The 18,078-nt window shown below is 53.4% G+C and carries 20 protein-coding genes; 4 read left to right on the forward strand and 16 right to left on the reverse strand.

Features of this window, described 5'->3' with window-relative positions:
- Positions 1–38 precede the first annotated feature (38 nt).
- On the reverse strand, positions 39–989 hold the full coding sequence (locus OGX99_RS22220) for a LysR family transcriptional regulator (protein ID WP_187252644.1): 951 nt from the start codon (positions 987–989) through the stop codon (positions 39–41).
- 96 nt (positions 990–1,085) lie between these two features.
- Between OGX99_RS22220 and OGX99_RS22225 the strand changes: the two genes are divergently transcribed.
- Positions 1,086–2,285, forward strand: coding sequence for an MFS transporter (locus tag OGX99_RS22225; RefSeq protein ID WP_210904956.1), 1,200 nt, complete (start codon positions 1,086–1,088; stop codon positions 2,283–2,285).
- A 76-nt stretch (positions 2,286–2,361) separates the two neighbouring features.
- Here OGX99_RS22225 and flgL read toward each other — a convergent pair whose 3' ends face one another.
- The 11 genes from flgL to flgB form a co-directional block, all read right to left on the reverse strand.
- Positions 2,362–3,315 (reverse strand): flagellar hook-associated protein FlgL, encoded by a 954-nt coding sequence (flgL, locus tag OGX99_RS22230; protein WP_286545097.1) that lies wholly within the window; start codon positions 3,313–3,315, stop codon positions 2,362–2,364.
- Positions 3,316–3,329: 14 nt separating this feature from the next.
- The gene (gene flgK, locus OGX99_RS22235) at positions 3,330–4,988 is read right to left on the reverse strand and encodes a flagellar hook-associated protein FlgK (RefSeq protein ID WP_187252646.1); all 1,659 of its coding nucleotides are present in this window, start codon (positions 4,986–4,988) and stop codon (positions 3,330–3,332) included.
- Positions 4,989–5,052: 64 nt separating this feature from the next.
- The gene (gene flgJ, locus OGX99_RS22240) at positions 5,053–6,003 is read right to left on the reverse strand and encodes a flagellar assembly peptidoglycan hydrolase FlgJ (protein ID WP_151219687.1); all 951 of its coding nucleotides are present in this window, start codon (positions 6,001–6,003) and stop codon (positions 5,053–5,055) included.
- Positions 6,003–7,079, reverse strand: a complete 1,077-nt coding sequence (locus OGX99_RS22245) for a flagellar basal body P-ring protein FlgI (RefSeq protein WP_151219696.1) — start codon at positions 7,077–7,079, stop codon at positions 6,003–6,005. The genes flgJ and OGX99_RS22245 overlap by 1 nt, the downstream gene beginning before the upstream one ends.
- Positions 7,080–7,112: 33 nt before the next feature.
- Positions 7,113–7,811, reverse strand: coding sequence for a flagellar basal body L-ring protein FlgH (gene flgH, locus OGX99_RS22250; protein WP_003836756.1), 699 nt, complete (start codon positions 7,809–7,811; stop codon positions 7,113–7,115).
- Positions 7,812–7,868: 57 nt separating this feature from the next.
- Positions 7,869–8,651 (reverse strand): flagellar basal-body rod protein FlgG, encoded by a 783-nt coding sequence (gene flgG / locus OGX99_RS22255; RefSeq protein ID WP_005129045.1) that lies wholly within the window; start codon positions 8,649–8,651, stop codon positions 7,869–7,871.
- A 13-nt stretch (positions 8,652–8,664) separates the two neighbouring features.
- Positions 8,665–9,420: a flagellar basal body rod protein FlgF gene (locus tag OGX99_RS22260; protein WP_151219686.1), complete on the reverse strand. Its 756-nt coding sequence runs from the start codon at positions 9,418–9,420 to the stop codon at positions 8,665–8,667.
- 20 nt (positions 9,421–9,440) lie between these two features.
- Complete coding sequence (gene flgE, locus OGX99_RS22265; RefSeq protein ID WP_151219685.1) at positions 9,441–10,676, reverse strand: flagellar hook protein FlgE; 1,236 nt, start codon at positions 10,674–10,676, stop codon at positions 9,441–9,443.
- A 26-nt stretch (positions 10,677–10,702) separates the two neighbouring features.
- Positions 10,703–11,401 (reverse strand): flagellar hook assembly protein FlgD, encoded by a 699-nt coding sequence (gene flgD / locus OGX99_RS22270; protein WP_151219684.1) that lies wholly within the window; start codon positions 11,399–11,401, stop codon positions 10,703–10,705.
- Between the two features lie 11 nt (positions 11,402–11,412).
- The gene (flgC, locus tag OGX99_RS22275) at positions 11,413–11,817 is read right to left on the reverse strand and encodes a flagellar basal body rod protein FlgC (RefSeq protein WP_006685091.1); all 405 of its coding nucleotides are present in this window, start codon (positions 11,815–11,817) and stop codon (positions 11,413–11,415) included.
- Between the two features lie 3 nt (positions 11,818–11,820).
- Complete coding sequence (gene flgB / locus OGX99_RS22280) at positions 11,821–12,237, reverse strand: flagellar basal body rod protein FlgB (protein ID WP_187252647.1); 417 nt, start codon at positions 12,235–12,237, stop codon at positions 11,821–11,823.
- Between the two features lie 157 nt (positions 12,238–12,394).
- Here flgB and flgA point away from each other — a divergent pair, with 157 nt between their 5' ends.
- From flgA to flgN, 3 genes are all read left to right on the forward strand, one after another.
- Positions 12,395–13,054: a flagellar basal body P-ring formation chaperone FlgA gene (gene flgA, locus OGX99_RS22285; protein ID WP_151219683.1), complete on the forward strand. Its 660-nt coding sequence runs from the start codon at positions 12,395–12,397 to the stop codon at positions 13,052–13,054.
- Positions 13,055–13,147: 93 nt separating this feature from the next.
- Positions 13,148–13,441 (forward strand): flagellar biosynthesis anti-sigma factor FlgM, encoded by a 294-nt coding sequence (gene flgM / locus OGX99_RS22290; protein WP_286545101.1) that lies wholly within the window; start codon positions 13,148–13,150, stop codon positions 13,439–13,441.
- A gap of 3 nt (positions 13,442–13,444) precedes the next feature.
- On the forward strand, positions 13,445–13,867 hold the full coding sequence (gene flgN, locus OGX99_RS22295; protein WP_286545103.1) for a flagella biosynthesis chaperone FlgN: 423 nt from the start codon (positions 13,445–13,447) through the stop codon (positions 13,865–13,867).
- Between the two features lie 91 nt (positions 13,868–13,958).
- Here flgN and murJ read toward each other — a convergent pair whose 3' ends face one another.
- From murJ to rimJ, 4 genes are all read right to left on the reverse strand, one after another.
- Positions 13,959–15,494: a murein biosynthesis integral membrane protein MurJ gene (gene murJ / locus OGX99_RS22300; RefSeq protein ID WP_151219682.1), complete on the reverse strand. Its 1,536-nt coding sequence runs from the start codon at positions 15,492–15,494 to the stop codon at positions 13,959–13,961.
- A 223-nt stretch (positions 15,495–15,717) separates the two neighbouring features.
- Positions 15,718–16,641 (reverse strand): Gfo/Idh/MocA family protein, encoded by a 924-nt coding sequence (locus tag OGX99_RS22305; protein ID WP_286545104.1) that lies wholly within the window; start codon positions 16,639–16,641, stop codon positions 15,718–15,720.
- A 1-nt stretch (position 16,642) separates the two neighbouring features.
- Entirely contained in the window at positions 16,643–17,290 is a 648-nt protein-coding gene (locus OGX99_RS22310) for a YceH family protein (protein WP_151219680.1), read from the reverse strand.
- Positions 17,291–17,324: 34 nt separating this feature from the next.
- Positions 17,325–17,909, reverse strand: coding sequence for a ribosomal protein S5-alanine N-acetyltransferase (gene rimJ / locus OGX99_RS22315; protein ID WP_151225237.1), 585 nt, complete (start codon positions 17,907–17,909; stop codon positions 17,325–17,327).
- Positions 17,910–18,078 lie beyond the last annotated feature (169 nt).

Raw genomic sequence — 18,078 nt, forward strand, 5'->3', positions numbered from 1 at the left:
TCAAAGCCGACCTTCGGGTCGGCTTTTTTATATCGGTTCTACGTGGGTTTTACACGTTTCATCCCCGTTAGCTGCGGCATGACATCTTTCATTAAAGCTAAAAATTTGCGTAATCGGGTCGGATAGTAACGCGCCCAGGGATAGACCAAATGCACAGGCAACGATGCCGCATGCCACTCGGGTAGCAACGTAACCAGGCGTCCGCTGGCAATATCTTCCTCGACCATCCAGCTCGACACAATCGTCACGCCTAACCCTGCCAGGGCAGCATTTCTGGCAACATAAATACTGTCGGTGCTTAATCTGGGTGTAATATTCAGCGTAACCGGTTCATTACGCGATTGATGCAGTAACGAAACGCTATGTTGGTAAAACGTGTTCACGGCAATCCACGGCAGCGCGGATAATTGCTCCGGATGCGAAAGCTCGCCATACTGCGCCAGCAATGCGGGACTCACCACCGTACTCCGGGGAACTTCGGCCAGTAATACCGAGACAGTGTCCGGATCAACCTCTGCCCCCACCCTGATCGCGCAATCAATATTATCGCTGAGGAAATCAACGGTTTTATCATTGAGCATCCACTCTACCGACAACTGCGGATAACGAGAAAGAAAGTGCAGCAACGGCTCAAGAAGTTGTTGCTGCCCGAAGGCATGCGGTGCACGTACCCGCAGCGTGCCCACCGGTTCCTCCTCCGTGACATTGAGCCCATCTTCCAGTGCCAGCCACGCATCAATAATTTTTTTGGCATGCTGGTAGCCGCGCTCACCGTCGTCGGTTAATTTCATCGCATGCGTGGTGCGCATTATCAGTTTCACACCAAGCAGTGCCTCCAGGGATTGTAACCGGCGGCTGACAGTCGCCTGCGTTGTGCCCATCTGTTTTGCCGCAGCCGAAAGCGATCCAGCCTCGACGATGCGCACGAAAGTCCGCATCAGCTCCACCCTATCTATACGTTCATTTTTTATCATTCGTAATTTCTTCATACGCTATACGTATAACAGTTTTACCACTGCACTCACTACCGCACCATCCGCTGAAGGATAAAAATAGCCGCACATCCTGTGATTGAGGAATCATTTGTGAACACGCATATCGCACTTTCCCGTTGGGTCATTTTTGTTCTGGCATTGGGCGCTGGTTTCAGCGTGGCCGCTATCTACTATGCCCAGCCTCTTCTGCCTTTAATGGGTCAGGATCTGGACTTAAGCATCACCGGCATGGGGCTGGTTCCGACGCTCACCCAGGCGGGATACGCGCTGGGGATTTTGTTTTTACTGCCCCTGGGAGACCGTTATGATCGCCGGACGCTAATTCTGTTTAAAAGCTTCACGCTTGCCTTCCTTCTTCTGGCCTGCAGCTTTACCGGACAGTTGTATTCACTATTGCTGGTCAGCCTGTTGATGGGAATGGCGGCAACTATGGCGCAGGACATTGTCCCCGCAGCGGCCATTCTGGCGCCTGAAGGCAGGCAGGGAAAAACGGTGGGCACCGTAATGACTGGCCTACTGCTGGGGATTTTACTCTCGCGTACCATCAGTGGACTGATAGGTGAAGCCTTTGGCTGGCGCGAAATGTATCAGCTCGCCGCCGTCAGTATTGCTGTTATTACCGTGATTATGTGGAAAGCACTGCCTCGTTTTGCCGTCCATTCCACGTTGAGCTACCCGTCATTAATGCTCTCGATGGCGCAACTGTGGCAAAGGTATCCCGCCTTACGGCGCGCGGCACTGGCGCAAGGTTTTCTGTCCATTGCCTTTAGCGCCTTCTGGTCTACGCTGGCTGTGATGTTATCTGAACATTACCAAATGGGTAGCGCGATGGCAGGCGCGTTTGGTATCGCGGGTGCGGCCGGAGCGCTTGCCGCGCCGCTGGCAGGTCACCTTGCTGATAAAGTAGGTGCTGCGAAAGTGACGCAGTTAAGTGCTTTACTGGTCACGGTATCCTTCGCACTGATGTTCTTGTTACCCGCTCTACCAGTTCAGGGACAATGGTTGCTTATTGCCCTTTCAGCGGTAGGTTTTGATCTCGGATTACAATCCAGCCTGGTTGCCCACCAGAACCTGGTCTATAGCCTGGAGCCTCAGGCCAGAGGGCGTCTGAACGCACTGTTGTTTACCATGGTATTTATCGGTATGGCGCTGGGTTCAGTTCTCGGCAGCCAGGTTTACGCGCTGGCAAACTGGGAAGGAGTGGTTGCACTGGCAACATGTAGCGGTGCGATCGCACTGGTAATCAGACTCACAAGCAATCTGTCACTTTACAAAACGACGGACGCCTAAAAAAATGCCCGCTCCGGGTGTTAAGGGAGCGGGCAGATAAACATATCCAGTTTCATGATATGTTCAAAATGGGTCGTTACCGGTTAAGCTGGAACAGCGACATGCCCTGCATATCAGTAAACGTTTTATACGATGCCTGCAGTGCGGCTTGTTGCATCACGTAAGACGAAATCGCGGCGTTCCAGTCGACATCCACCAGATTACTCATCTGTTGGGTTTGCCCCAATGCACGATCGGCACCCAGTGAATCCAGCGAGCTCAATTCGCTTAGCTGCGTGCCTAATTCTGCACGTACAGACAGCACGTTATTCAGCGAGTTTTTAAGACCTCGGCTGGTTTTATCGATGGCTGCAGTGGCAGTAGCTTTTGCCGCATCATTGCCCTCAACCGGTGTGTTAAGCGCATCAATCGCGCTATCCAGCATTTTGAACAGGTTCTTTTCCTGAGTACCGCCCGCAGGTTCAGGCACGGCGTTGCTGGTCAGGCTGGCGAAGACTTTATCGCCAGTATGACCAATCACCATGGTCCGGGAGGCATCAACCTGCTGGGTGACGTTTGTCGTACCGCCGCTGTAAGCGCCATCAGTCTGGGCAAACGGTGCAGATTCTGTTTTATATCCGCCAAAAATGTAGCGCCCATTACCGTCGGTGCTGTTCGCCAGGTTCATCAGCTGATCGCGGATCCCCTGCAGGTCGGTGGCCAACGATGCACGGTCATCATCACTTAACGTACCGTTTCCCGCACTAACGATTTTTTCCTGCGCAGTCTGGATCGCCGTCGTCACCTGATTCAGCACGTTCTCTTCCAGCGACACTTTTTGCGTCGCGAATGTGCGCGCCAACGTGTATTGGCTGTTCTGCGCCTGAGCCTGCGAAAGTACTACAGCTTGCGAGGCGGCAATCGGATCGTCAGATGGGTTCAGCACGCGTTTGCCCGTCGACATCTGCTCGCCGAACTTCATCCATTCCGCCTGAGAGTTAGTGATGCCGCGCATATTCTGCTGGTACATCATCTGGGTGCTAATACGCATAGTTTCCCTCTCCCTTAGCGAATATTAATCAGTGCATCGAACAGCGCATTCGCAGTTTGCAGTACTTGCGCGTTAGCCAGGTAATATTGTTGATAACGCTGCAAATTTCCGTACTCTTCATCGAGGTTAACCCCGGAAATAGACTGCTGCTGCTTATAAAGTTGCGTTACCACGTTATTCTGGGTGATGGCACTGGTTTTCAGCGTCGCGGTTTTGTTACCAACATCGCTCACCAGCGTGGCGTAGGCGTCATTAAAGGTTTTATCACCGACAGTGGCCTTGGTTTGCAGATCCAGCAGTTTCTGGCCGTTGCGGTTATCGCTTTTACCCTTATCAATATCCGGATCGGGATCATTTTTAGACACTTGAGCCATCGCAATTTTCGACTCATCGGTCACCATGACTTTCATATCAACAACAGCGTTACTCACCGGCTTCACTATAAAGCTGTCATTAGCTGTCGCCCCCGCGTTAACTGTAATCTCCATCCCATCGAAGGACATTTTTCCGCCAGCCACGGTAGCTTTGAAGCTGGTGTTGTCAGCCAGACGTGTAACCTGCCAGTCCGTCCCATCAAAAACGATTTTATAATCTGTCGCCTGTACAGCAGAACTGTCGGTGATCTTCGCGCCTAGCGATCCTGTCCCCGAATTTTTTGTGTTATTGAATACAGCCGGGCTGCCAATAGCAAAGAAATCCTTACCCTGATCGCCGTTAGCATCAAAACCTTCTTTATGCTGGGTGTTAAACGCATCGGCAAACGCCAGCGCCAGTTGGCCAAGAGTGTTGCGCGTCTGATCCAGTTCCTGCGAACGGAAAGTCAGTAATCCGCCCAATGAACCGGTATTCAACAGTTTCTCGGGGATCTCGACATTACCGGCAACCCCATCAACGTAGGCCACAGTAGTGCGATTAGGATCGTCGCTGGAAGGGACTGCCGCCAGTTGACGCGCATTGCTGCCCTGCACCAGTGAATAGCCGTTCGCCATGGTAACATTGTAAGTCCCGCCGTCCTGCACGCTGACTTCCACGCCGACAATCTGGTTAAGTTCACTGACCAGTTGGTCGCGCTGGTCAAGCAAATCGTTAGGCGATGCACCCGCGCCGACGCCCGTCAGACGGGAAATCTGGTCGTTAAGACTGGCAATCTGTTTCGAGTAGTTGTTGATCTGATCAACACTTGCTTTTATTGCAGTATTGACCTGCTTATCCTGATCGCGCAGATACTGGTCAGTTGTTTTAAACTGATTCACTAAACCATTCGCTTTGCCGATCAACGCCTGACGCGCCGCCGGATCTTCGGCATTACTGACCAGCGTTTGCAAACCGGTAAAAAAGTCCTGCATTGAGGTCGAAATGGAACTGGTTTTGCTGGAGAGCAGATTGTCAATTTTTGACATTTGCTCATAGCGCGTCGTCAGACCGCTGCTCTGATTCTGCGCTGCTCGCAACTGATTAGTGATAAAGGAGTCATACTCGCGCTGCACGCCAGAAACATAGACGCCATTGCCAACCCAGCCCCCCGCACCCAGCGTGCTGTTCGCCTGTGCCATAATTGTCGTTTGGCGGGTGTAGCCGGCAACGTTATAGCTGGAGATATTATTACTGGCGGTACTCAACGCGGCCTGCGCTGCGCTGAGTCCACTCATCGCGTTATTAATCAAGCTGGACATGGAGGTTCCTTGTAATCCTTCAATACTCGTTATTATCGGCAGCAGGTTGGTAGACTTGAGCTATTTAAAAGAGATTATCGATATTCGTACTGTAGGTTTTGCTCACTTTTTCGCTCATCGATTTCAACTGCTGGATCATGCTGGTTAATTTGCGTGCGTAGTTAGGGTCGGTCGCGTAACCGGCATTCTGCAGCGCCTGCGCGCCCTGTTCGGCGGTCGCGGCGGCGGTTACCGCCGCGTAGCGCGGATTACGGGATATCAGACCGACGTAATCCGACAGCGCCTCAAGATAAGAGCTGTAGACGCGGAAGCGGGCTTTCACCTTTTTCGCCTCACCGTTTTCATATTCGGTAGTGGTGATTTCGGTGGTTGGACCTTTCCAGCTTCCCGAAGCCTTCACGCCAAAAATGTTAAAGCTCGGTTCGCCGTTTTCACGGCGAATCTGTCGCTGGCCCCAACCGGATTCCAGCGCCGCCTGCGCCAGAATCAGATGGTGCGGAACACCGCTTTGCTGGCTGGCCAGTTTTGCCGGTAGCGAGAGCTGGGCAAGGAAATCTTTACTGTCACCTGATAACGGTTCTTCATTGCTGTCTGTCGCCCGGGGAATCGCTTTGCGGACCAGTTGCGTCAGCGCCTGATTTTGATAGCTGGTCACCGTTTCCAGTGAGAACTTCATTGGCACCTGCGGCGCGTCATCCGCAGGTTGCGCCTGCCCTTCGGTCATCTGCTTAACCATCATCTCAGCCAGCCCCAGACCTTTACCTGCGGTCATCTGCTGCGCAATTTGCTGGTCATACATGCTGGTATACAAACGCGTCGAGTCGCTGCTAAACACGCCATCTTTTGGCAACGCTTCACGCATGCTTTTCAGCATCATTTGCACGAACATCCCTTCAACCTGGCGGGCAACCGGGCGGATATTCGCCGCCGGGTCCTGACCCGCTTTCGCTTTCAGTTCGTTCAGTGATTGCGCATCCCAGGCGGCGCTGGTCAGCAATTTGGTATCACCAATCATCAGATGATTTCCAGTTTGGCGCGCAGACAACCCGCACTTTGCATGGATTGCAGGATAGACATCAGATCCATCGGTGTTGCCCCCAGCGCATTCAATGCACGTACGACATTGTTCAGGTTGGCGCTGGAGCGCACGCTCTGCAACGAACCACCGCTCTGACGCAGATCGATCTGCGTTTGCGGCGTCACTACAGTTTGTCCACCGCCAAACGGCGTATCCGGCTGGCTGACATTCGCCTGGCGGTTAACTGTGATCGACAGGTTACCTTGCGCCACAGCACAACTGTCCAGCGTCACTTCGCGGTTCATGACCACCGATCCCGTACGCGAGTTAATAATCACTTTCGCGTCCTGCGGCGTGACGTTCACCTCCATATTCTGAATGTCGGCGAGGAAGCGCACCTGCGAACTGTTGCCGCTTGGCACCCGCACCTGGATTGTCCGGGCATCCAGCGCCGTTGCGCTGCCAAAACCGCGCGAGCGATTAATAGTGTCGGTAATTTGCTGTGCCATCGTGAAATCTTCATTATTCAGCTGCAAATTAATGGTGTTACCGCCGCCGAACTGGCTGGGTAATTCACGTTCGATGGTCGCGCCGTTGGTAATACGTCCACCATTGAGCTGGTTTACCTGCACGCTACTGCCACCCGCAGCCGCGCCTGCACCGCCAACCAGAATATTCCCCTGCGCCAACGCATAGACCTGGCTATCGACCCCTTTCAGCGGAGTCATCAGCAGCGTTCCGCCGCGCAGGCTTTTAGCGTTCCCCATGGAAGAGACGACCACGTCAATAGTTTGCCCTTGACGACCAAAGGCCGGGAACTGCGCAGTGACCATGACCGCTGCCACGTTTTTCAGTTGCATATTGGTGCCAGTGGGCACGGTGATCCCCAACTGCGACAGCATGTTGTTGAGCGTTTGTGTCGTAAATGGCGTCTGTGTAGTCTGGTCACCTGTGCCATCCAGTCCGACCACCAGCCCATAACCAATCAGCGAGTTTTCCCGCACGCCCTGCACGCTGGTCAGGTCACGAATACGGTCGGCATACGCGAAGGCGGTTACCAGCACCAGTACCATTCCAACAAAAGATTTAAACACAGGGTACCTCGCTTACATCGGCGACAAGTTAAGGAAGAAACGCTGCAACCAGCCCATATTTTGCGCTTCATTTATGTAGCCGTTGCCGACGTACTCAATCCGCGCATCCGCAACCTGAGTTGACGGTACGGAGTTACTGCCACTGATAGTGCGAGGGTTAACCACCCCGGAGAAGCGAATGAATTCAGTGCCCTGATTAATGGCGATCTGTTTTTCACCCACGACATGTAAGTTGCCATTCACCAGTACCTGATCGACCGTTACGGTCAGCGTACCGCTGAAGGTATTTCTGGCGTTCGCGCCGCCTTTACCGTTAAAGGAGTTACCGCCTGACGCTTCTACGTCGGCACGTTCGTTACCGAACAATCCTTGCAAATAGCGCGGGACAGTATCAAAACCAAAGTTGGTTTTGCCGTCACGGCTGGCGTTAGCCGAAGAGCTTTTGCTCGCGCTGACGTTTTCCTGCAATACGATGGTTAACGTATCGCCAATATTGCGCGGGCGGCGGTCTTCGAATAGCGGCTGATAGCCGTAGTTAATCGGCTGCGCCGACTGGAAGATTGAGCCATTTGCCACCGGCGTTGGACCAGGAACGGGCTGGGCGGTCGTCGCGCCTTGCACGAGGGGCGTGGCCGGGATCCAGGCGCATCCTGTCAGTGAAACCACCAACAGGGCTAAAATTGGGTATGGGTGAAGCGCGTATTTTCGCATTGCCGTCATCTTCAAAATCAGTGTGCCGGTGAGGTTTGCACCTCACCGGACCACACTTTAGAGTTGCGTCAGTTTTTGCAGCATCTGATCGGTGGTCGATACCGCTTTACTGTTGATTTCATAAGCGCGCTGAACCTGGATCATGTTTACCAACTCTTCCGCCACGTTGACGTTAGAGGTTTCAACATATCCCTGATACAGCAGACCCGCGCCGTTCAGCCCCGGCGTGCTCTCGTTCGGCGCACCGGATGACTGCGTTTCGGTGTACAGATTCTCACCAATGCTTTCCAGGCCGGTATCGTTCATAAAAGTAGTCAGGTTAAGCTGCCCTACCTGAACCGGTGCAGCCTGCCCCTGCTGGGTCACGCTGACAATCCCGTCGCGTCCAATAGTGATACTGAGCGAGTTAGCCGGAATGGTGATGGCCGGTTGCACCTGAAAACCACCCGCGGTCACCAGTTGACCGTTTTGATCCACCTGGAAAGAACCGTCACGGGTATAGGCTGACGTGCCATCTGGCAGCATGACCTGGAAAAAGCCCTGGCCTTTAATCGCCACATCTTTACTGTTGTTGGTCTGCGACAGGTTACCCTGACTGTGTAAACGTTCGGTAGCAACCGGACGCACACCGGTACCAATCTGCAAACCAGACGGCAGCGTGGTTTGTTCAGAAGACTGCGCGCCAGGCTGGCGAATCGTCTGATACAACAGATCTTCAAATACCGCACGTTGGCGCTTAAATCCGTTGGTGCTGACGTTTGCCAGGTTGTTGGCAATCACATCCATGTTGGTTTGCTGCGCATCCAGGCCGGTTTTGGCGATCCATAATGAATTGATCATAAAATGTCCTGTATTAACTCATCGACAGCAGTTGGTTGGCGCGGCCCGCGTTATCATCCACGCTACTGATAATCTTCATTTGCATTTCGAAACGGCGGGCGTTAGCGATCATGTCACTCATCGCGGCAACCGGCTTGACGTTACTGCCTTCCAGCACGCCCGACATGACACGAATGCCAGGATCGGCCTGTAACGTCGCACCACGAGTAGCCTGTGCGGCCTGGGTCAGACGGAACATACCGTCATCGCCACGTTGCACTTCACTCCCCGTCGCCTTCACTAACTTCAGTCGCCCAACTGGCGCTACGGTATTCGCCGGATCGCCAGGGTTTAGCGCCGAAATCGTTCCGTCAGCCGCAATGGTGACTTCTGAACCTTCCGGTACGGCTATCGGTCCGGCTTCGCCAATCACCGGGTGTCCCTGAATGGTCAGTTCACCCGTAGGGCTTACCTGAATGGCACCATTACGGGTATAACCTTCGCTGCCGTCTGCGGTCTGCACAGCCAACCAGCCATCCTGTTGCAGCGCCACGTCTAATGGACGTGAGGTATAGTCCATCTGGCCCGGCGTCATATCGGCCCCCGGCGTGGAGGCCACCACCAGCGTACGCGTCGGCAAAGACAATCCTTCTACGGGGACCGCGCGTAGCGCATTGAGCTGCGCGCGAAAACCCGGCGTGGAGGCATTTGCCAGGTTGCTGGCCGTCACCGCCTGTTGATTCAGCGTCTGACTGGCTGCGCCCATGGCGGTATATATTGCGTGATCCATTAAGCCATCCCGTCAGGCGCTTAGCGCAAGTTGACCAGCGTGTTGAGGATCTGATCCTGGGTTTTGATGGTCTGCGCGTTTGACTGATAGTTACGCTGGGCGACGATCATATTCACCAGTTCTTTACTTAAATCCACGTTTGACGCTTCCAGCGCACCGTTGGTCAGCTTGCCGAAGTTTCCTTCGCCTGCGGTACCCAGCAGCGCCACGCCAGAGGCCTGAGTAGCGGCCCAGACGTTATCGCCCTGAGAAGCCAGACCTTCGTTGTTAGCAAAGTTTGCCAGCACGATCTGCCCCAGCACCTGTTGTTGTTCATTGGAGTAGTTACCGACCACGGTACCGTCATTGTTAATCTGGTAGCTCACCAGATCACCCGGCTTGTAGCCATTCTGATTCGTGGCAACGATGTTGTTGGCACCGGTGTTCTGCTGCATGGAGTTCAGGAAGCTCAGAGAGAAAGTTGCAGCATCTGCACCGTTAATCTGCCCGGTGGTGATGTTGATACCCGTTCCTGCTGGCGCCCCGGTTGCAGTGGCGCTAATCCCTAAAAACACACCGTTTTCATTAAAGCGCATAAACCCGGCTGATTGTGCAGCGCCTCCGGTTGAAGCATCCTGCGTGTGAACTTCCCAGGTATTGCTCTGCGCATTTTTGACATAAAAAATATTCATGTCATGGGCATTACCCTGACTATCGAAAACGGTAACGGTGCCTTTCTTGTTGTAGGAATCCGCATCGTTTGGATTGAACGGGGTTTTCGTTGGCACTTTGTCAGTGGAGTTCAGGTTGATCTGCATTGACGCGGTCGTGGTGGTTTTAGCCGCCATCAGCGTATTGGGGATAGTGATCGGTGCCGGGTTAGCCCCTTGCTGGATCGTTGGCGGTGTGCCGGTAGCCGGATAACCCGTCAGTTGCAGCCCCTGCATGTTGACGATATTGCGGTTTTCATCGAGCTTGAACTGACCGTTACGGCTGTAGAAAACGGAACCGTTGCTGTCTACCATGCGGAAAAAACCGTTCTGGCTGATAGCAACATCCAGCCCACGTCCGGTGTTGGTGGTGGTGCCGTCGGTAAAGTCCTGGGTAATACCCGCCACTTTAACGCCCAGACCCACTTTAGAACCGGCAAACATATCAGCAAAAGATGCCGTACCGGATTTAAAACCGTAGGTGGCGGAGTTGGCGATGTTGTTACCAATGACATCGAGGTTGGTCGCTGCAGCGTTCAGACCGCTGACCGCTTGTGAAAAGGCCATGACTTACTCCTGATAAGTGTGGTGGCTTAAATTATCTGCCGTACTTCGTCGAGGGTGGTGGTTCCATAGGTGCCCAGATCCAGCGTATTTCCGCCGTTACTGCGAATAACGCCCTGCACCAGCGCAAACTGAAGCGGCTGTGCCACCAGTTGCGTTCCGCCATTGCTTGCAGCAATTGACACGTTGTAAGAACCGCTTGGCGCATCCGTGCCATCGGTCATGGTGCCGTCCCAGGTAAAGGTATGAACGCCTGCTTTCAACCCACCAATATCAATGGTACGTACCACCTTGCCGTCTTTATCGGTAATGGTTGCCGTTACCTTATCTGCCGGTTGCTGCAGTTCAACGCCAAACGGCGTGGTGGTGGTTTTTGCCCCCTCTTCCGAACCTTTACCGGTCAGGATGGTGGTGCCCGGGATCATGACGCCGTGACCAATCAACGTACTGGCCTGCAGCGACTGACTGTTGTCGATCTGCCCGGAGATCGACCCCAACGTGGTGTTCAGTTTTTCAATACCGCTCACGGTACTGATTTGCGCCAGTTGGGTAGTCAGTTCGTTGTTTTGCAACGGATTGGTGGGATCCTGGTTTTTCAGCTGTGCAACCAGCAGCGTAAGAAAGCTGCTTTGCAGATCGGCTGCGTTGCTGCCTGTCAGCGAATTCTTCCCCGTAGCATCATTAACACCCGTCGTGCTCGGGTCATTCATTTTTACAGCAATAGACATGTGCGCCTCCTTTACTGGCCTAGCGTCAGCGTTTTGAGCATCAAGCTTTTCACGGTGTTAAGCACTTCGACGTTTGCCTGGTAGCTGCGCGAGGCTGACATGGTATTGACCATTTCACCGACAACATCCACATTTGGCATTTTTACGTAGCCGTTCGCGTCTGCCAGCGGATTACCGGGTTCATAAACCAGCTTATCCGGCGCCTGGCTTTCAATAACGTCAGCAACTTTCACACCGCCGGTTGCCGCGCCTGGTGCTGCATCAACCTGAAAAACAACCTGCTTCGCGCGATACGGCTGACCGTCAGGTCCGGTGACGCTATCCGCATTCGCCATGTTGCTGGCCGCTACGTTCAGGCGCTTAGACTGAGCCGTTAGCGCAGAGCCTGCGATATCAAAAATATTTAACAGCGCCACGAATTAGTTTCCTCCCTGCAGCACGTTCATCATGCCTTTGATTTGTCCACCCAGCGCGGTCAGCCCCATTTGATATTTGAGGCTGTTGTCTGCAAATTGCGTACGCTCCCGGTCCATATCCACCGTGTTGCCATCAAGTGACGGCTGGTCAGGAATCCGGTAGAGCAGCTCCGTAGAAGGCGCAGAAAGGGCCTGGGCCGGAATGTGTTGTGCAGAGGTCAGCGTCAATGAAACGCCGCCGGTTTCTTCCCGTCCTCGCACCATGACTTTTTTTAACTCACTGGCGAAATCCAGGTCGCGCGCCTGATACCCCGGCGTGTCGGCATTGGCTATGTTGGCCGCCAACACTTCCTGGCGTTGGGCGCGCAAATTCAGCGCTTCCTGTTGAAAACGTAAGGCGGCATCGAGCTTATCGAGCATATCTCCTCCGCAAATGACAATATTCAGCCGACAGCTTAAATCCCATTACGCGCGCGTTATCGCCGGAATAAACGCAAAATGCGTCGCTATTTGTTGCGTTGATGACTGCGTCACACAGGTAAAATCCTTCCACTACCTGAAAAAGCGCGAGGTTTTGATGCAAACGTTTAAACGTGGAATAGTCGTGGCAGCACTGCTGTTCAGCCCTATGACGCTGGCGCAAGACCTGAATTCACAGCTGACGGCATGGTTTTCCCAGCGTCTGGCCGGATTTAGCGATGAGGTGGTCGTCACTATTCGAACGTCACCTAACTTACTGCCGAGCTGTGATCAACCGGCATTAAGCGTGTCTGGCAACGCAAAACTGTGGGGTAATGTGAACGTGCTGGCGCGCTGCGCTAACGAAAAACGCTATCTGCAGGTGAACGTGCAGGCCACGGGAAACTACGTTGTTGTCGCCGCGCCCGTAGCCCGAGGTAGCGCCCTGACGCCGGCCAGCGTAGCGCTGAAACGTGGTCGGTTAGACCAGCTACCGCCCCGCGCCGTGTTGGATATAAATCAGGTGCAGGATGCCGTAAGCCTGCGCGATCTGGTTCCAGGTCAGCCGATACAGCTTTCGATGTTGCGCCAGGCATGGCGGATCAAGGCCGGTCAGCGCGTTCTGGTTATCGCCAACGGAGATGGTTTTCGGGTGAATGCCGAAGGTAAAGCGCTGAACAATGCCGCCGTTGCACAGAATGCGCGAGTGCGGATGGTTTCAGGCCAGGTGGTGAGCGGTGTCGTCGATTCTGATGGGAATATTCTTATTAACCTATAATAAGTTAAAGATTTTTTAGCGTGTGCCGATAGATAATCAACCAATGAATACAGCGGGCCGCTATAGCGTAACCCCTCGATGAGGATAAACAAAATGAGCATTGATCGTACCTCACCATTGAAGCCAGTCAGTACCGTTCAGCCCCGCGAAACCAGCGATGCGCCGGTACAAAAAACGCGGAAGGAAAAAACCACCGCGACCACCAGCACCAGCGTCATGCTGAGCGACGCTCAGGCTAAACTGATGCAGCCCGGCACCAATGACATCAATATGGAACGCGTAGAAGAACTGAAAACCGCGATCCGTAACGGTGAGCTGAAAATGGACACCGGAAAAATTGCCGACTCGCTGATCCGCGAGGCGCAGAGCTACTTACAGAGTAAATAAAGTATGACTCGCTTGTCAGAAATACTTGACCAGATGACGACCGTGCTCAATGAGCTGAAAACGGTAATGGATGCTGAACAGCAGCAGCTTTCCGCAGGCCATATCAATGGCAGCCAGCTACAGCGTATTACAGAAGAAAAAAGCTCTTTGCTGGCGACCCTTGATTATCTGGAGCAACAGCGTCGTCAGGAGCATGACGCCACGCGCAGCGCCAATGATGAAATTGTCGAGCGCTGGAAGACCATTACCATGAAAACACAGCACTTACGCGACCTCAACCAGCACAATGGCTGGCTGCTGGAAGGGCAGATCGAGCGTAATCAACAGGCGATCCAAGTGCTGAAACCGCACCAGGAACCGGCGCTGTACGGCGCAAACGGTCAAACCTCTGCTGCACACCGCGGCGGAAAAAAATTCTCTATTTGATGCAAGCCTGATAACACTTTTGCTTATCAGGCCTACGCGTTCTGTAGGCCGGATACGGCGTCATACCGCCATCCGGCATTGAACTGATCTGTTACGCCGTCCGGCGCACAAACTCTTTCACTTTAAAGCCCAGCACGGCGAGCGCAGCAAAGTAAGCGGCAATACCCGCCACCACGACGGCCATCAGACGCAACAGACGCCATAACATCGTCCCCTGTGACCAGTCCGGCATGATGTAAAGCATCCCAACCAGCGCCGCCGACATCACCAGCACAGAAATTACCAGTCGCGTCAGGAACCAGGTCCAACCCGGTTGGGGAGTAAAGATATTCTGCTTACGCAACTGCCAGTACAGCAATGACGCGTTCAGACACGCCGCCAGACCAATCGACAGCGACAGCCCGGCATGCTTCAGCGGCCCGATAAATGCCAGGTTCATTACCTGGGTCATAATCAGCGTTACAATAGCAATCTTTACCGGCGTTTTAATATCCTGGCGCGAATAGAAACCTGGAGCCAACACTTTCACCACGATTAAGCCAATCAAACCCACCGAGTACGCCACCAGCGCACGCTGGGTCATAGCAGCATCAAAGGCGGTAAATTTACCGTACTGGAACAGAGAAACTGTCAGCGGTTTAGCCAGAATACCCAACGCTACGGCGCTTGGTAATGCCAGCAGAAAACACAAACGCAGGCCCCAGTCCATCAAACGGCAATACTCGTCATGATTACCACTAGAAAAGCTTTTGGACAGCGATGGCAGCAGGATAGTCCCCAATGCTACGCCGAGTACGCCCGACGGAAACTCCATCAGACGGTCGGCATAGTACATCCATGAAACTGAGCCGGAGGCCAGAAACGAGGCGAAAATCGTATTGATGATCAGAGAAATTTGGCTGACAGATACCCCAAGGATCGCCGGGCCCATTTGCTTGACGACACGCATCGCCCCTGCATCGTGGAAGTTCACACGAGGAAGAACCAGCATGCCAATTTTCTTCAGATGCGGAAGCTGATAAACCAGCTGTAACACGCCACCAACGGTAACGGCCCATGCCAGCGCCAGCACCGGTGGATGAAAATATGGGGCTGCAAACAGCGCGAAGCCGATCATGCTGATATTCAGAAACGTGGGCGCAAACGCCGGAATGGAAAAGCGATTCCAGGTGTTCAGGATTGCCCCGACCAGCGAGGCCAGTGAGATCAGCAAAATATACGGAAAGGTGATCCGCAGCAGTTGAGTGGTCAGCGCAAATTTATCCGCCGTGTCGGCAAAACCGGGCGCGGTGACTAAAATCACCCACGGCGCAGCCAGCATCCCGGCAACCGTCACCACTGCCAGCGCCAGGGTCAACAGCCCGGAAACGTAAGCGACAAAGACGCGGGTCGCATCTTCTCCCTGCTTACTTTTATATTCGGCCAGAATAGGCACAAATGCCTGCGAAAAAGCACCTTCGGCAAAGATTCGGCGCAGCAGGTTAGGAAGTTTGAATGCCACAAAAAAGGCATCTGTCGCCATCCCTGCGCCAAAGATTCTGGCGACAATCGCATCACGCGCAAAACCCAGTACGCGTGAAAACATCGTCATCGAGCTGACGGCTGCCAGCGACTTTAATAAATTCATCTATGTTGTATTCCAGACTCTGAGGCAAAGCCCCGCATAATCAGCCCGTTTACCGGATAAGACATAAGCGCCACTATCCGGTAATCTCGCAGTGCCTGCTGGCAACGCTTTTGCGTCTTATCAAGCCAACAAATCAGCCAGGGGTTGAAAAGAGGTGTTATTTTTGAGTTGGCATATAGTACCTGGATTACATTGAATTACTACCGCCAGATGTTACAGGGGGTTATTCCGCCATCGCTTCTCGCCACAGCATTTCGGCAACGCGCTGGGCCATTAGCGCCTGTTCGCCTGCCGTCTGCGGAACCGTCTGATTTTGCACGCACTCAATAAAATGACGTGCGCATCCGGCAAAACCACGCTGTTCCAGGGTGGTTTGCCAGCCAGCTACTGGCTTGTGCACCACGCCTTGCCCACGTTCTTCCCGCCATTCACGCATATCCGTAACGCCAATCAGGCCACCGTCCGTCACCGCCTGAACGATCTCGCGCTGGCTACCAGCACGACGATGCATACTGGTGGTTATCTGCATTTGTCCGACAGAAAAATGGTGCTCAGCATAGAGCATCGCACCGGATTCATTGGTTAATAGCGTACCGTTATTTAACTGCGCCGTCCCTCCAGCCAGCCATAATGCGGTATCGACCACGTGCAGATAGTCGTCCAGCAGAGTGAAGCGCAGATCGTGCGGACCGACGCTGTCCGTACGGTGCTTATCCATGCGCACGGACGTCGCCTGACTCAACTGAGCTTTGAGATCCTGATACAGCGGTGCAAACCGGCGATTAAACCCTACCATCAGCGTCAATTTTTTTCGCTCGGCCAGTTCCACCAGTTGTTCAGCCTCACGCAGGCTTTCAGCCAGCGGTTTATCTACGCACACATGAACACCAGCATTCAGCAGTTCGCTTACCACCGCAAAGTGCGTCGCGGTGCTGGAATGCACGAAAACCGCATCACAGGTTTGCGCCAGATTCACCAGTGAATCAACATAAGGGATCCGCCAGGTATCACAGATACGCTGCGCTTTTTCCCGCGAAGGTGAAAATGCCCCTTCCAACGTCCAGTCTGCACTGGTGCCCAGCACAGGCAGCCAGGCCTTTTGTGCTATCCCGCCGAGACCGACAACGCCGACACGTAATTTATTCACATTAATCTCCCAGATGCGCAAGCAAGGAATCAAGCCGCTGCTTTAGCTCCGCGACTTCGGTTTCCAGCGCCTCAACCCGTGCCAGCAGATCACCCGAGGCTGCCGGGAGTTCATCTGCCGAGGCGATCGCCTCATCAACCTCACCGCAAAACAAGTGCATATAACGGCTTTCACGTTTACCCGGCTCACGCGCCAGGCGAATCACATAAGGACCATCTTCCCGGGTCGCTAGTTTCTCCAGCGTTGACTCCACTTCGGCCATATCGCTGAATTCATACATACGAGATGCACGGCTACGCAGTTCGCCTGGCGTCTGAGCACCGCGCAGCAACAACGTGGTAATCAGCGCGACTTCTCCCGCGCTGAGCTTAAGATTGCCGAACTCAGAGTTGCAAAAACGCTGCTCATATTTCGTGACGCGATTGCCAAAGCCGCTCACCGTGCGCAGAAAATGCCGTTTTACCAGGTTATCAAGCTGATCCTGCACTTCCGATTCCGACAGGTTCATCACCGGTTCACGATTCGTTTTTTGATTACAGGCGGTTACGACGCCATTAACGGAGAGTGGGTACTGTTCGGGTGTGGTGACTTGTTTTTCTAATAAACAGCCGATCACTCGCGCTTCGGTGGCGGTTAATTCGTATTTCATCGTCTTCTCCATTAATCGTGGCTGCATCTGAAAGTTAGCGGCCAGGGGTCCATTCTGATGTGGTTAATGCCGTCAGCACGTGATCACGCCACTGCCCGTCAATCAGCAGGTAGTCTTTGGCATAGCCTTCTTTTTCAAAACCCAGTCGCGCCAACAGATCACCGCTGCGCTTATTATGTGGCATGTAATTCGCCATGATGCGGTGAATATGCTGCGATCGCTGCATATAGCGGATGGCTGAGGTTAAGGCTTCATACATCAATCCCTGCCCCTGCCACTTCTGCCCAATAGAGTACCCGAGATAACAGGCGTGAAAAGACCCCCGCACCACGTTCGAGAAGTTCGCGACGCCGATAATCTCTTTTTCCTCCGGATCGAGCAGCGCAAAATAATAAGCAGTGCCCTGTTTATGAAACTCAGAGATCATACCGAGACGCGCCTGCCAGCCGGACGGATAACAGTGGCTTTCATCGCGAATAGGTTCCCAGGGTTTTAAGAAATGACGATTTTCTGCGTAATAATCTGCCAGACGCCAGGCATCACGCTCATGCACTAAACGCACGACCAGGTGGTCCGTGGTTAAGCGCACTTTTGGCACGTTACTGCGATAGCCAAACATTCTATACCTACTCCTTCCCGTAACGTCTTCAATACGCTATTCGCATTACTATACCTGTGCAAATACACCCTGTGAAAAGAGCAAAATGCCATTTTTTGAATTATTCACACATTTTGATGAAAACTCTCTATCAAGACGGACTTTTGATAAAAAAATATTGTCCCGCGAA

This window comes from Citrobacter sp. Cu096 (genome assembly GCF_030332285.1).
GTDB lineage: Bacteria > Pseudomonadota > Gammaproteobacteria > Enterobacterales > Enterobacteriaceae > Citrobacter > Citrobacter meridianamericanus.

What these genes read in the sequence shown, in the direction of transcription:
- OGX99_RS22220 (WP_187252644.1), bottom strand. Translation starts at nt 989, where the DNA reads ATGAAGAAATTACGAATGATAAAAAATGAACGTATAGATAGGGTGGAG.
- flgL (WP_286545097.1), bottom strand. Translation starts at nt 3,315, where the DNA reads ATGCGTATTAGCACCCAGATGATGTACCAGCAGAATATGCGCGGCATC.
- flgK (WP_187252646.1), bottom strand. Translation starts at nt 4,988, where the DNA reads ATGTCCAGCTTGATTAATAACGCGATGAGTGGACTCAGCGCAGCGCAG.
- flgJ (WP_151219687.1), bottom strand. Translation starts at nt 6,003, where the DNA reads ATGATTGGTGATACCAAATTGCTGACCAGCGCCGCCTGGGATGCGCAA.
- OGX99_RS22245 (WP_151219696.1), bottom strand. Translation starts at nt 7,079, where the DNA reads ATGGTACTGGTGCTGGTAACCGCCTTCGCGTATGCCGACCGTATTCGT.
- flgH (WP_003836756.1), bottom strand. Translation starts at nt 7,811, where the DNA reads ATGCGAAAATACGCGCTTCACCCATACCCAATTTTAGCCCTGTTGGTG.
- flgG (WP_005129045.1), bottom strand. Translation starts at nt 8,651, where the DNA reads ATGATCAATTCATTATGGATCGCCAAAACCGGCCTGGATGCGCAGCAA.
- OGX99_RS22260 (WP_151219686.1), bottom strand. Translation starts at nt 9,420, where the DNA reads ATGGATCACGCAATATATACCGCCATGGGCGCAGCCAGTCAGACGCTG.
- flgE (WP_151219685.1), bottom strand. Translation starts at nt 10,676, where the DNA reads ATGGCCTTTTCACAAGCGGTCAGCGGTCTGAACGCTGCAGCGACCAAC.
- flgD (WP_151219684.1), bottom strand. Translation starts at nt 11,401, where the DNA reads ATGTCTATTGCTGTAAAAATGAATGACCCGAGCACGACGGGTGTTAAT.
- flgB (WP_187252647.1), bottom strand. Translation starts at nt 12,237, where the DNA reads ATGCTCGATAAGCTCGATGCCGCCTTACGTTTTCAACAGGAAGCGCTG.
- flgA (WP_151219683.1), top strand. Translation starts at nt 12,395, where the DNA reads ATGCAAACGTTTAAACGTGGAATAGTCGTGGCAGCACTGCTGTTCAGC.
- flgM (WP_286545101.1), top strand. Translation starts at nt 13,148, where the DNA reads ATGAGCATTGATCGTACCTCACCATTGAAGCCAGTCAGTACCGTTCAG.
- flgN (WP_286545103.1), top strand. Translation starts at nt 13,445, where the DNA reads ATGACTCGCTTGTCAGAAATACTTGACCAGATGACGACCGTGCTCAAT.
- murJ (WP_151219682.1), bottom strand. Translation starts at nt 15,494, where the DNA reads ATGAATTTATTAAAGTCGCTGGCAGCCGTCAGCTCGATGACGATGTTT.
- OGX99_RS22310 (WP_151219680.1), bottom strand. Translation starts at nt 17,290, where the DNA reads ATGAAATACGAATTAACCGCCACCGAAGCGCGAGTGATCGGCTGTTTA.
- rimJ (WP_151225237.1), bottom strand. Translation starts at nt 17,909, where the DNA reads ATGTTTGGCTATCGCAGTAACGTGCCAAAAGTGCGCTTAACCACGGAC.